16 protein-coding genes are annotated in these 12,774 nt (G+C 48.9%); 10 read left to right on the top strand and 6 right to left on the bottom strand.

Features of this window, described 5'->3' with window-relative positions; genetic code table 11:
• Positions 1–28 precede the first annotated feature (28 nt).
• The 6 genes from J7619_RS26480 to J7619_RS26455 all read left to right on the top strand — a co-directional run bounded on the left by J7619_RS26480 (position 29) and on the right by J7619_RS26455 (position 5,982).
• The gene (locus J7619_RS26480; protein WP_291206140.1) at positions 29–829 is read left to right on the top strand and encodes a LytTR family DNA-binding domain-containing protein; all 801 of its coding nucleotides are present in this window, start codon (positions 29–31) and stop codon (positions 827–829) included.
• Between the two features lie 372 nt (positions 830–1,201).
• Positions 1,202–1,975: a sensor histidine kinase gene (locus J7619_RS26475; protein ID WP_291206323.1), complete on the top strand. Its 774-nt coding sequence runs from the start codon at positions 1,202–1,204 to the stop codon at positions 1,973–1,975.
• Positions 1,976–2,345: 370 nt separating this feature from the next.
• Positions 2,346–3,167 carry a helix-turn-helix domain-containing protein gene (locus J7619_RS26470; RefSeq protein WP_291206138.1) on the top strand — a complete coding sequence of 274 codons (822 nt, stop codon included), beginning with the start codon at positions 2,346–2,348 and terminating at the stop codon, positions 3,165–3,167.
• A gap of 326 nt (positions 3,168–3,493) precedes the next feature.
• Complete coding sequence (locus tag J7619_RS26465; RefSeq protein WP_291206136.1) at positions 3,494–4,171, top strand: GNAT family N-acetyltransferase; 678 nt, start codon at positions 3,494–3,496, stop codon at positions 4,169–4,171.
• An 89-nt stretch (positions 4,172–4,260) separates the two neighbouring features.
• Positions 4,261–5,148, top strand: a complete 888-nt coding sequence (locus J7619_RS26460) for an oxidoreductase (RefSeq protein ID WP_291206134.1) — start codon at positions 4,261–4,263, stop codon at positions 5,146–5,148.
• A gap of 15 nt (positions 5,149–5,163) precedes the next feature.
• Entirely contained in the window at positions 5,164–5,982 is an 819-nt protein-coding gene (locus J7619_RS26455) for an AraC family transcriptional regulator (protein WP_291206132.1), read from the top strand.
• An 82-nt stretch (positions 5,983–6,064) separates the two neighbouring features.
• Here J7619_RS26455 and J7619_RS26450 read toward each other — a convergent pair whose 3' ends face one another.
• Complete coding sequence (locus tag J7619_RS26450) at positions 6,065–6,979, bottom strand: pirin family protein (RefSeq protein WP_291206130.1); 915 nt, start codon at positions 6,977–6,979, stop codon at positions 6,065–6,067.
• 156 nt (positions 6,980–7,135) lie between these two features.
• Between J7619_RS26450 and J7619_RS26445 the strand changes: the two genes are divergently transcribed.
• Together J7619_RS26445 and J7619_RS26440 are read left to right on the top strand one after the other, a co-directional pair.
• Positions 7,136–7,396 (top strand): DUF4140 domain-containing protein, encoded by a 261-nt coding sequence (locus tag J7619_RS26445; RefSeq protein WP_291206128.1) that lies wholly within the window; start codon positions 7,136–7,138, stop codon positions 7,394–7,396.
• Positions 7,393–7,932 (top strand): DUF4139 domain-containing protein, encoded by a 540-nt coding sequence (locus J7619_RS26440; RefSeq protein WP_291206126.1) that lies wholly within the window; start codon positions 7,393–7,395, stop codon positions 7,930–7,932. Before J7619_RS26445 ends, J7619_RS26440 begins: the two co-directional genes overlap by 4 nt.
• 57 nt (positions 7,933–7,989) lie before the next feature.
• Here J7619_RS26440 and J7619_RS26435 read toward each other — a convergent pair whose 3' ends face one another.
• Positions 7,990–9,594 carry an ABC-F family ATP-binding cassette domain-containing protein gene (locus J7619_RS26435; RefSeq protein ID WP_291206124.1) on the bottom strand — a complete coding sequence of 535 codons (1,605 nt, stop codon included), beginning with the start codon at positions 9,592–9,594 and terminating at the stop codon, positions 7,990–7,992.
• A gap of 177 nt (positions 9,595–9,771) precedes the next feature.
• Positions 9,772–10,272: a methylated-DNA--[protein]-cysteine S-methyltransferase gene (locus J7619_RS26430; RefSeq protein WP_291206114.1), complete on the bottom strand. Its 501-nt coding sequence runs from the start codon at positions 10,270–10,272 to the stop codon at positions 9,772–9,774.
• Positions 10,273–10,491: 219 nt separating this feature from the next.
• Between J7619_RS26430 and J7619_RS26425 the strand changes: the two genes are divergently transcribed.
• Positions 10,492–10,671: a hypothetical protein gene (locus tag J7619_RS26425; RefSeq protein WP_291206111.1), complete on the top strand. Its 180-nt coding sequence runs from the start codon at positions 10,492–10,494 to the stop codon at positions 10,669–10,671.
• Positions 10,672–10,696: 25 nt separating this feature from the next.
• On the opposite strand, the gene J7619_RS26420 is transcribed toward J7619_RS26425, so the two are convergent.
• The 3 genes from J7619_RS26420 to J7619_RS26410 all read right to left on the bottom strand — a co-directional run bounded on the left by J7619_RS26420 (position 10,697) and on the right by J7619_RS26410 (position 12,198).
• Complete coding sequence (locus J7619_RS26420; RefSeq protein WP_291206108.1) at positions 10,697–10,909, bottom strand: hypothetical protein; 213 nt, start codon at positions 10,907–10,909, stop codon at positions 10,697–10,699.
• A 219-nt stretch (positions 10,910–11,128) separates the two neighbouring features.
• Positions 11,129–11,539, bottom strand: a complete 411-nt coding sequence (locus tag J7619_RS26415; RefSeq protein ID WP_291206105.1) for an OsmC family protein — start codon at positions 11,537–11,539, stop codon at positions 11,129–11,131.
• Between the two features lie 74 nt (positions 11,540–11,613).
• Entirely contained in the window at positions 11,614–12,198 is a 585-nt protein-coding gene (locus J7619_RS26410; protein WP_291206102.1) for a TetR/AcrR family transcriptional regulator, read from the bottom strand.
• A gap of 183 nt (positions 12,199–12,381) precedes the next feature.
• Between J7619_RS26410 and J7619_RS26405 the strand changes: the two genes are divergently transcribed.
• Complete coding sequence (locus J7619_RS26405; protein WP_291206099.1) at positions 12,382–12,774, top strand: hypothetical protein; 393 nt, start codon at positions 12,382–12,384, stop codon at positions 12,772–12,774.

The raw sequence follows: 12,774 nt of genomic DNA, 5'->3' as shown, positions 1-12,774 counted from the left end.
AAAGTTACTACCCGGACGCGGTTTAAGTATGACAGGGAAAATTAGTTGCCTCATTGTGGATGATGAGGAACCGGCTCATGAAGTCCTTAAATTTCTGATTTCGAAACTCAGTTGGTTGACCTACGCAGGAAGTTGCTATAATGCATTGGAGGCGCTGGAAATGATCCCGGAAGTGAAGCCGGATATCCTGTTTCTGGATGTAAATATGCCGGAGTTGTCGGGACTTGATCTGCTGAATATCGTTCATGCTCCGGATGCGCACGTGATCATGACCACCGCCTATCCCGAGTATGCAGTAGATGGTTTTACATTCGATGTTACCGCTTTTTTGCTGAAACCCGTCGGCTTCGACCGGTTTTTAAAAGCTGTCACCAAGGTCAGAAGGCTGATCGGCGATAGTCATCTGGCCAATGAAAGGGCACGAGTCCCGGATACGGGCGCTAATGAGCCGGCTGATCACCAGCAGTTGCCCACTCCGCAACCTTCTGAACAGCGGCCCGAGACGGTGCAGGAAGAATACATGTGGATCCGCGCCGACCGCAAAATGTACTGTGTATGGTTCAAGGACATTTATTTTGTGGAAGGTTTGAAGGACTATGTGAAAGTATATTATACCGACGGGGTGCTGGTGACATTAGCTTCCATGGCAGCCATGACGACCCGCCTGCCCTCGCCCACATTCGTGAGGACACACAGGTCCTACATTGTCAACCGCAACATGATCAAAATGATTGAAGGAAATATGGTTACCATGCTGAACGGCATGAAAGTGTCGATAGCCGTGTCGCCTACGCGCGACGAAGTACTCCGCCAATTGACAGAAAGATAAGCCCACTGAATGAATAACGATATTACAAAGAGGGGATCATTGATAGAAAGGCTGCTGTTTCCCCGGACGCAAAAGTTAAGAATCTCCTATCATGTTCTGTTTTGGGTCTTGTTTATTTTGCTGCATTACTCCTATGCGTTGCCGACAATCTTAAAGAAGAATGCAGATCCAACCGTATCCATTGCGAGCTTTGGCTATTTCATGAAAGTAATTCCAGAGTACTATCTATGCGTCGGGTTCTTTTATTTGCTTCGTGATTACCTAAAAGGCTTCTTCCTTTTTCTTGTTCTTTTCATTTTCGCGTTGGCGATCAATCACGTGTTTTCGTTTGCATTGTATTCGGCCGTAGACCATTTTTTTGGATTGGAAAACATGACAGAAAGGTATAGAATGTATGCCAGTATGTATCTTGTACCCTTCAATTTCCGAGATCCCGCTGCGTGGTTGGTATTTGGTAATGACATTTCCGATGTGCAGTTCTTTATATTGCCTGCCGCTTTGAAAACGGCAAAATATGCTGCTAATGAGCGATTTATGAGGCAGAAAATCCAGGATGACGCCCGTAATATGGAATTGAAAGCATTGAAGTCTCAGATAAATCCGCACTTTGTTTTTAATGTACTAAATGCCGCCTACGCCAAAGTTTTACCCGTTTCGGAAGACGCTGCGGAATACCTACAGAAAGTTTCCGAGATTCTGAGATTATCGTTGTACAAGATGGACGACGAGTTTACCAAGCTGGAAACAGAACTCGAATATATGAACCTGTATGTCGAATTGGAATCGATACGCAGTAACCATCGCTGTCAGATTAATGTGGAGCAATACGGGGAAATTAAAGAAACGCAACGCGTTCCGACTGTTTCACTGATCACTTTAGTTGAAAATGCGTTTAAACACGGCGTTCATTCGACCCGGCACGATTCATTTGTTGATATCCAAATCACTGTGCTAGCCGGTACGTTAACTTTTGAGATCACCAACAGCAAGCCATCGCAGCCGCTGAAAAACAAGTCGGGAAGCGGCGGCATCGGGCTGGTTAACCTGGAAAAACGGTTGGCGATTTATTTTCCACGACGGTATAAATTTGAAAAGTTTGAAACTAAGAGCGAGTTTAAGGTTTCCCTACAAATACCGGTACAATAGCCTTGCACGAAAGGATTCGCACTTTGGTCGAACGTTCATTTAGGTTGGTATAAAAAGTTTAAAAAGAATGTTTTTGCTGTCTTATTTCGGGGAGTGATAACTTTTAAATGATAACCAACCCGATGAAAACGCAAGCACTACCCCAGCCAAAACTCCAGTTGGCCAGAATCACAGTGGCACGGCTCAACGGCGTCTCAAAAGCCGGTGTTAACAAAGATTTTATACAGTTAGATACCACGCACAGCACGATGTCATGTAGAACAATCCTGATATAAAAACTGGTAGTGCAGTTTTGGTATGTAGATTTGTGGAACGCGTCGCGGGTATCCTTGGCGCGTTCCATTCAACAGGAGTTTATGACTCATAGCTCATGGCGCAACACACCGATTTTCCATTGCACGAACTACCGCCGTCACGCTTTTTAGCGTCGGATAGCGGACTGGCATTGGGCGATCATGCACAGAGCCATCGTATCAGTTTTTTTGCCATTGTCTGGTTTTTGGAGACGGGCGGCACGCACCATATCGACTTCGAATCGTTTCCGGTAAAGGCCAACGAAGTGTTTCTGCTGGCGCCGAACCAGGTGCATTCGATTCCTGCGGTCAGACTCCCGCGCGCACGCACGATCGTGTTTGCACATGATGTTTTCGACCGGATCGACGAGCCGCATTTACGCCAGCTATTCCTCCCTTTCGAAAACGAGGCGTTCGCCATTCCCGCCGAAATGCAGGCGCCATTGACGCACCTTTTTGACCTCATACTCCTCGAATGCGCCGGTGCCGCCGATTTGACATTGCTTCTGAAATATACAACGGCCTATCTCACTCACCTTTATCGTTTTGGAAAACGGAATCACAGGGTTGCCGGGGCTGAGGACCACCGGTTGGTAAGGTTGTTTCAATTGATGCAAATGCATTACCGGCAGGAAAAGTCGGCGGCATTCTATGCCCGGGAAATCGGGCTTACGCCCAAGAGAGTGAATGAGCTGCTCCGGGAAAAAATGAAAACGACCGTGAGCAAACTGCTCTACCGCCTCATGCTTATCGAGGCGAAGCGGGAATTGTACCACCGACAGCACTCGGTAAAGGAAATTGCCTATGGGTTAGGATTTAGCGATCAATCCTATTTTGCCCGCTTCTTCAAAAAACAGACCGGACTCACGCCGGAGGAGTTCCGTGCCGGCGCTCATTAGCGGATGAACCAGGTCGTGAGGATGTTCAGATTGTCCTAACCTTCGGACAGATCGTGCGGGCTAGTGGACCGCGCTTTCCCGATATTTGTAATATCAATTTTGCATATGCAAAATACGGGCCGACAGCCCGTTATTGACTAGCATGAAGTGGCTTTGCGGCCTTCTGTTTCGAATAGTGTTTTCGTGTGTTTTGGCAAAAGTGGCTGCTTTTTCATGGCAGCCACTTTTTTGTTTTATTCCTCAAAGTGCAACAAAGCGGGTGCGGCCGTTGTTGACTGATGAAACCGGTAGCCGATGGCGATCCTCCAACGTATTGATTATCTGAAATGAAACAAATCCTCGACAACCCGGCCTGGTACGCACTGCGCACACACAATCGTGTGCTTGGGAACGTACAGAAAGGTTCAGCATATTTCCGGCCGGAAGTTTCTCCGTTCGTGGCGGTGGAAGGCCCCGCGTTGGAAGGGCTGCCGGCGCTACATGGCGCCATTCCCTTCGATAACAACGTGATATTTGTCAGTAACGAAAACGTGGAAATACCTGGTCCGTGGCAACTTTTGGCTGCCGTTCCCGGCTATCAGATGCTTTACCGCGGTCAGGCATATCCGGGATCTGAGGGGCCGGCGACTATTCCACTCACTATGGAGCATGTTCCTGAGATGTTGGCCCTAACCAGCCTTACCGCTCCGGGTCCATTCTCGGAAGAAACCATTCGTTTCGGGCATTATGAAGGAATTTTTGATGATGGCAAGCTGGTGGCAATGGCCGGCCAGCGGATGCACCCGGAAGGTTACGCGGAGATCAGCGCCGTTTGTACCCATCCCGATCACCTGGGCAAGGGGTACGCGAAGCATTTGCTGCTCCGGCAGGTAAACCGCATTCAGCAGAATGGAGAACAGCCTTTCCTGCATGTAAAGGCTGATAACGCGCGCGCGATTGGCGTGTACGAATCGCTGGGTTTTGAGATCCGGACGGAGATATTCTTTTATGTATTGAAGCGGTGAGCTTTTTAACAAAGTAACTCTGAGCTTTTCAACAAAGCCGGGGCCTGGGCTGTGGCCTACTTTTGCATTGTACTAAAAACACAAAGACAATGACAAAAGTATGGTTTATCACAGGCAGCTCCCGCGGATTGGGACGCAACCTGGCAGAAGCAGTTTTGAAAAGCGGAGATAAATTGGTTGCCACAGCACGGAATACCGCGCAACTGGATGAACTGGTTGCACAATATGGCGATCAGATTTATCCTATTTCACTGGATGTGACGGATTACGAGCAGGTTTATCGCGTGGTAGCCGACGCCGTTTCACATTTCGGACGTATCGATGTGCTGGTGAACAATGCTGGCTTCGGTATCATTGGCGCCGCGGAAGCTTACACCGAAGAGCAGGTCCGCAGCCAGCTGGAAACGAATCTTTACGCGCCGATTGAAATTACTCGCGCCGTATTGCCCTATATGCGTAAACAGGGAAGCGGCCGTATTTTGCAGATCAGCTCGATTGGAGGACGTGTAGGGAATGCGGGTCTTACCATGTACCAGGCGGCCAAGTTTGGTCTGGGCGGATTTACCGAAGCGCTGGCCAAAGAAGTAGCGCCACTGGGCATTCATGTTACCAGTGTCGAGCCGGGGGGCTTCCGTACGGACTGGGCCGGGGCGTCGATGACTTACGCCCGCGAGATTGAAGGCTATGAGATGGTCAACCAGCGTACCGATTATTTCAAATCCGGAAAATTCGTGCCGGTGGGCGATCCTGAAAGGGCTGCCGATGTGCTGGTGGCTTTGGCTGTACATCCCGCACCGCCTGTCCACCTCATACTGGGTAGTGAAGCAATCGGTATATTGAAAAGTGCCGACGAGGCCCGGAAGGCAGAGATGGAAGCCTGGGAGCACGTCAGCATTTCGACCGACCACCATGAATCGGAGGATTTTCTGGAAACTTCGATGGGTAAATGGTACACCGGTATCAAAAAGAACGCCTGATAGCTAACTTTGTTCATGATCGATCTGAAATCCAACAAACCGAAATCTCCCATCGCGTATTCCTGCTATTTCACACGGAATCGCGAGGGGGAGCAGTTTGCGCCCGAGCACGTGTTCAGTTACCAAATTTCCGGGTCGCTCACGATCAACAACGGTGAAAAGGAATATATTTTCAAACCAGGCGACTACCGGTTTATCCGGCGAAATCAACTCCTGAAATTCATCAAACAACCACCTGCGGATGGTGTCTTCAAATCTGTTTCGGTTTACCTGGACCAGGAAACGCTGCGAAGTTTCGCCATGGAGCACGGGTACCAGGCCGATCCTGCACCTGGCCAGGAGGCGGAGTCAGTTATCGCATTGAAGGGAGGGGGACTGTTGAAGGGATTTATGGACTCGCTGATGCCTTATAGTGAGGACGACCAACTGATCGATGCAGATTTGCAGGCCTTGAAACTGCGAGAAGCCATTATGATACTTTTGCGCTCGTCGACTGTAATGAAAGATATCCTGTTCGATTTCAGCGAGCCGGGCAAGATCGATCTGGAAGCGTTCATGAATAAAAACTTCCATTTTAATGTGCAAATAAACCGCTTTGCTTATCTGACAGGAAGGAGCCTGGCGACATTCAAACGCGATTTTGAACACATATTTCACACATCGCCCAGCCGCTGGCTACAACAACGAAGATTGCAGGAGGCACATTACCTGATCAAAGAAAAGGGGCGAACAGCCTCTGATGTGTATCTCGAAATCGGCTTTGAAGACCTTTCGCATTTCTCATTTGCATTCAAAAAGATGTTTGGCGTTCCGCCGTCGAGGCTCGCTGGTTGAAAAAGCGCAGGTATAATGCTTTGCCAATTTCCTGATGTTTCATCGCATCAGGAAATTGGCATAATGGTGTTCTGTGTTGATCTCAGGAAAGCGGTTCTGGTCGGGGAGGGGCGCCGGCTGGCCGGGAATAGTCTTCGGGCAGGGGGATAAATTCGTGATCGTCGGCAGGGGGCAACTGAATGCGCCCCTGTTTCCAATCCTCCTTGGCCTGCTCGATACGTTCCTTTCTGGACGAAACAAAGTTCCACCAAATAAAACGTTCGCCAAGCGGCTCACCACCCAGTAACATCAGTGTCGTATTTTCCCGGGCTTTGATGACCGGCTCCGCATTCTTGTTGAAAACCAGCATCTGTCCGGGCTGGTAAAAATGTCCGCTGACCTGGACCGAACCTTTCACTACGTAAATAGCCCTTTCGGAATACCCGTCCGGAATCCGAAAAGTTGCCCCCGTCTCTAAAACGACATGCAGGTAGAACAGCGGAGAAAGTGTTTCAACGCCGTTGGATACTCCAAATGCATTGCCGGCAATGAGCCGCATCCATACGCCTTTGTCAGTGAATACCGGTAGTTCGCTTTTCGTATAGTTCCTGAAATTCGGGACAGATTCTTCATCCTTTTCGGGTAATGCCACCCACGTCTGGATCATTTCCAGCCCGCCCGCAAGTGCCGCAGGATCTTCGAAACGCTCCGAATGCGCGATCCCGCTGCCGGCCGTCATCCAGTTCACTTCGCCGGGCTTGATGATCTGCTGAACGCCCGTACTATCGCGATGCGTAACTTGCCCGTCAAACAGATAGCTCACCGTCGACAGCCCGATATGGGGATGTGGCAGCACGTCCATCAACGACGGGTTGACCGGAACCGAACCCAGCGGCCCTGCGTGGTCCATGAATATGAATGGCCCGACCATCCTCCGGAGACGAAAAGGAAGTATCCGTTTCACCACCACCGATTCACTGATTGCCGCCTTTCGGGCTTCGATTACGATATCCAGCATGCTGTATTTTTTGGTTAAAGATAAGGGAATGCAGGGTAAGTGAGAAGTGCCCTTGGTTAAGCAAGAGTTACTTAAAGCATTCGTATTTTACTTTTTTTGATTACTTTTTGAACATTATCCTCAGACAATCCCGACTCACCTTAATCGAATTCAAACATGCGGCTCCTTTCCCTCAGCATTGTCATAACCTTTTTATCGTTTCAGGGACTTGCGCAAAAGACACAGGTCGTAAACAGCAACATCGGGCAGGTCACGATTTACCGAAACGGGGCGGAAGTGACGAGGGACATTTCCGTGACATTGGATGAAAGTACACATGAGTTGATATTCAAAGGCCTGTCCGGTTCGCTGGATAAGGAGAGTATCCGGCTTTCAGGGCTCGCGGATCTGACGGTATTGTCGGTTTTGCCGATTTGAAAACAGAACAAATTTCCGACAGCTACTACGAATACCTGGCTGTTCCAAAAGTGCGGCAAGAAGTTTTCCTGAATGCCTATCTCCCGTCATGGGCGAACCTGAATTTGCTTCCGGGCGACGTAAACCTGTACCTCGAAAACAGCTACGTCGGTAAAACCCGCCTCGATCCGGCTAATGCGTCGGATACGCTCAGTCTTTCATTTGGAGTAGATAAATCGATGTCTGTGCATCGTGAGCAGGTCAAGAGTTACACTAAGAGGCAGTTTCTGGGCAATAATGTGACCGAAAATCGCACGTACCGTATTGTTTTACGAAACACCAAAAAGGCGCCCGCCCGAATCGTGGTCAAAGATCAGTATCCTTTGGCGCGGAGCAAGGATATCGAGGTGTTCGATAAATCGGCGCCGGATGCCAAGTTGGATGACTATACCGGCGAGCTGACATGGACTTTGTCTTTACCGGCGGGGGAAAGCAAGGAGTTGAACTTGCGTTATGCCGTCAAATATCCCCAAAGCGGCTACGTGGCCGGAGAATGAAGGATTATGGAGGTGAACCAGCATTCTCCGGAGTTTGATAAAGTGAGCTAACCTTACTTAGCTCAGCAGGATTTCCCTTTCCACCGCAATCTCCCGCAGAAAATGTGCGTCATGTGACACCACAAGTAGTGTTCCGCGGTATTCGTTGATTGCGGCCGTGAGTATGCCGATGTTCTGAATGTCGAGATTATTGGTCGGTTCGTCGAGGATAATCATATCCGGTGCTTGCGTGGCAACGGCCAACGAGCAGAGCATGAGCCGCATTTTTTCTCCGCCGCTGAGATTTATACAGGGTTTATCCCAATATTCCCGGGTAAACAAGAAGCGGTTGAGCCGGATTTTGATGTCGTGCTCTTGTAATGCGCCGGAATTAAATTGCTGAGCCTGTTCATAGACCGTCAATGCATTGTTGATCAGTGAGTAATCCTGGTCAATGTAAATGGACTTGAAGTCAGCTCGTTCCATAATAGCCGGCGCTCCGGTGCTTGCCATAGGTTGCAGGTCACCCAGGATCATACGTATCAGGGTTGTTTTTCCGGATCCATTGGTTCCTTTGATCGCAATGCGCTCACCGCTGGTGAGCTGAAAATCGAGGTTTTCGTGCCAAAGCGGCTGGCCTCCATAGACGAAATTGACGTGCCTAGCTGTTACAAGTACCTTGCCCTTGTGCAATGACGAATTATCAAAATCGACTTTCATTTTATCGAGCGCAGGTAATTCGCTACGCAAATGGCTGAGTTCCTGGGCAATTCCTCCCACTTTTTCGGCGTGAATCCCCTTCATCCGGGCCGTGCTGCGTTCCGCACTGTTGCGGAATACATTCTGGACGATCGTAGGCAGCCCCGCCTTTTCCTGTTTCTTTTTGCCGCGCGCATCCAGCTTTTGTTGCCGTTCCATCGACTCTCTTTCGATTTCTTTGGCCTTGCGCAGCGCCTTCTCCTTTGCTTTTACGTCGAGGTTTAGCGCCTCATGCTCGATGGTCTTTTGCTCTGCGTAAAAATCGTAGTTGCCACCATACATGGTAATGCCCCGCCTGCCGAGTTCGCAGACCGTATTGAGCAGGTTCAGTAACGTCCTGTCGTGGCTCACAACGACCAGCGTATTGGCCGTTGAGCGGATATAGTCGTACAAAAGTGCCCGGCTAGGGGCGTCGAGGTGGTTGCTGGGTTCGTCGAGCAGCACGATATCCGGCTCATGAACCATGATACCCGCCAGGAATACCTTTGTTTTTTGTCCGCCGCTCAACTCGGACATGGGTTGGGAAAGCGCTATTCCGTGAAGCTGCCAGTGCGCGAAAGCCTCCTGGCAGCGCTCCTCAATACCCCAGTCGTCGTCCAATAGTTCGAGGTTAATGTCCGTTAAATGGCCTTCCAGGATCTCCCGGAGTGCCAGTAACTTGTCGTGAATGCCCAGTGCTTCGGCAACCGTCAGCGCATTGTACTGACCAAAGAGCTGGGGAGCGAAATAGGGCTTCGAATCTGCTCCGGCCGTTCCGGATGAAGGTTTCAATCTTCCCGCCAGAATGCTGAGTAAAGTGGATTTCCCAGCGCCATTGTTGCCAATGAGGGCGATTTTATCCTGCCTATTTACAGTAAGATTTATATCAGAAAACAGCACGTCTCGATTGGGGTGTGCATAGGTAACACCTTGAAGAAAAAGCATAGAAAATTTCTTTTGAGAATGAATAATAGCAGCCGCCATCACGGCCGCGTGCATTTATTTTCCTGAAAGAAATGATCTCCTACACCTGGTGTTTCTGGTTGGTGAATAATGTTGCAAAGGTAAGAATAAATCCCGAATGTAAATAGGTTAACTATCGGTTACCATATTGTACACGATTTAATCGAACAAATTGGTTTGGCGATACGGCGCTTCCAGTTCGAGCAGAAGTGCTTTGTTTTCAAGGCCGCCGCCAAAACCTACGAGCTTGCCATTGGCCCCTACAACCCGGTGACAAGGCGCTATAATCGGAATGGGGTTCTTGTTGGCTGCACCGCCTACGGCCCTGACCGAATCGGGGTTGCCGATCTGTCGCGCGATATCACCATACGTCCTCGTTTCGCCGAATGGGATGGTCAGCAACGCTTCCCACACCTGTATTTGAAAATCACTGCCGACAAAATCGAGTTCAAGTGAGAAAGTTTTGCGCTGTTTGGCAAAATACTCATTCAACTGCTTTTCCGTTTCGAGCAGCGCCGGATGGTCCGGATCTTCCACGCCGCAGTCTATACTCGATTTACGCGGATCATAGTTCCAAAGCACGGCCCTCAATCCCTTGCTGCTGGCAATCAGCGTAAGCGTCCCGGTCGGCGACGCTATGCTCTTGAAGAAGTTATCCATGTTTGTCGCATTTTGTCTTATGCAACAAAAAACCGGATTTCATTGGTTCGAATTGGCATTAGATTGAATCGAAGAACCCGGGTTCCGTCAGTAGTCCGGATTCCTGAACCGTTTTTTCAGAGTAGTAATTGAAATCCACAGAACCGCGGCACCTCCGTAGCCCGTATAGAATTTGTCCATCTCCATCACGGCCTCAGGTTTACACAAGTCCATAAACACATGAAGAACCAGTTTAAAACCACTGGTAAAGGACACAATCTGGAACCCCGTACTGATCAGGTCAGGAAGGTTGGTTTGAATGAAACGGTTTTGAAACCAAAATGTAAAGAGATAAGCAATGCTTCCAAAGCCGGCCAAAACAAAGATGATCCTGGGAGCGAGAACATCCCTGATAACTGAATTCAGCACATCGACCAAGTCAAACTCAGTTCTTGGTGGTTGACGTTCTGGCACTTTTGTATTCGGAGCAAAGGGCGATAAAAATCCCAAATGCGCCGCCTGCCAAAGCGCCGGAAATGTTGGCAATGCTACCGCCGATCACGGCGCCGCCCATGGAAGTTGAGATCAGCGAAGGAACCAGGGAGCTCCATTCATCTCCGCTGCATTGTTTTTTAGTTGTTGTGATGGAGGATTGCATAGATTAGTGTGTTTGGATGTGGTTGACAAGTTAGCTAGTACTTGTTACAAAAGTAAACGGTTCAGACATGATTGCAATGGCATGCAACCCCTCAATTTTTGGCGATTATTGTAGTATTTATAATATGTATGAGTGACGGAAAATTGTCAAACGGCAAAAAAGGAGCGACTAGCAACTGTTTAAAAATCAGTTGTTAACCACTCCTTAATGATAATCTCCTTAAAGTAGCGTCGCGTTCAACACGATTTCGAAGCTGAATGCCTGGCTTACCGGACAGGTTTCTTCTGCGCCTTTGGCGATTACCTGAAATTCTTCTTCTGAAATGCCGGGAACTTTGGCTTGCAGCGTGAGCTCGGACTTGGTGATTTTACCGTTATCCAATGTGACGACCGATTGCGTTTCCAAAGAGTCGACAGTGTAGCCTGCCTGGGTGAGATCAAGGTCTAGCTTCATCGTAAAACATCCCGCGTGAGCCGCGGCAAGAAGCTCTTCAGGGTTGGTGCCGATGCCGTCGGCGAAGCGGCTGTTGAATGAGTATTGCGTTTGGTTGAGTACGGTACTGCCTGTTGTGATATGTCCGGCGCCTGTTTTGATATCACCATTCCATACGGCTGTTGCTTTGCGTTTCATGATCTTTTGAGTTTAAAATTGAAAAATGGTTTGAAAATAAACTGTACTATTTGGTACAAAATTAGGTAAAAAAATTAATTCAGGATTTTCAGGTTCATACGGACCAGTTCAGCGAGTTTACGCTGGTCCGGTTCCATTCTGCGCGTCACGTTGATGCCATTCCAGAGGTTCACCAGGTAGGTTCCCAGGGCGTCTGCGGGTTCCTCGGTTTGAAGCAACCCCAGGTCTTTGCCTTTCTGAACCGCTTCGGTGAATATCTCTTCCAGCAAGTGAAGGTACTTCGCTGCAATCATTTTCAGGCCGGAGTCGTCGGCCGACACTTGTATCAATGCGTTGCCGAAATAGCAGCCTTTGTTACCAACCGGCGACTCGTTACCGGTAAGCGACAGGAAGAAATCTCTGATAAACTGTACCGGGTCGGCGCAGGTTGTGAGCGCGTCACGGATCGCTTTGAAGTTCAGTTCGACGACCCGTTCCATCGACTTCCGGAACAATTCTTCCTTGCCGCCTTTGAATGCGAAATAAAAACTGCCTTTTCCGATTCCCATGGCATGGAGCAAGTCGTCGGCAGTCGCGTTGGCATATCCTTTCTCCCAAAAGACTTCCACCGCCTTGTCCAGGATCGCTGTTTCGTCATATATTTTAGGTCTGCCTGCCATTTTCGCTTTGTTTGATATGACAAAGATATAATACTTTACTGATTGGTACAAAATAAAAGCGAAAATATTTTTTTAGGGAAGAAAGGAGGATGGAGGAAGGGGAGGAGGTGTGTGGGATTTGTTATGTCAGGCTTCGGCATTAGCTTTGCGTTGCATTTGTGCATTTTATCTTCCATTCATTCCTTGAAAACTTCCGGTAAACAGTGGATTACCCTGGGCTTCACGTTCCTGATGCTTATCAAAGCATGGGTTATCCCTTTGGTGTATCTGGATTATGAATTGCGGAAGGAGTATATCATCGCCAATCTTTGCATAAACCGCGATAATCCGATCGTGGTATGCGAGGGCCAATGTTACCTCGCCGAAAAGATTGTCGATGCGAAAAAGCAGGACGAGCGCCGCGCGGAGCAAACTTTCATGGCTAATCTGTTATTTCAGACCATGGATACCGGTAAGCCATTCATTTTCAAATCACCGGAATATTTTCAACGGCCGTTGATCGTAGCATTCGACTATATTTCTCCATTCCTTTCCCGCACGGTTGCCGCGGATATTTTTCATCCTCCGCTGGTTTAA

Origin of the sequence: Dyadobacter sp. (genome assembly GCF_017744695.1) — a bacterium.
In the GTDB taxonomy this organism is placed as follows: Bacteria; Bacteroidota; Bacteroidia; order Cytophagales; family Spirosomataceae; genus Dyadobacter.
The sequence above is the reverse complement of the archived record's forward strand: the minus strand, read 5'-3'. Positions and strand labels throughout refer to the sequence as shown.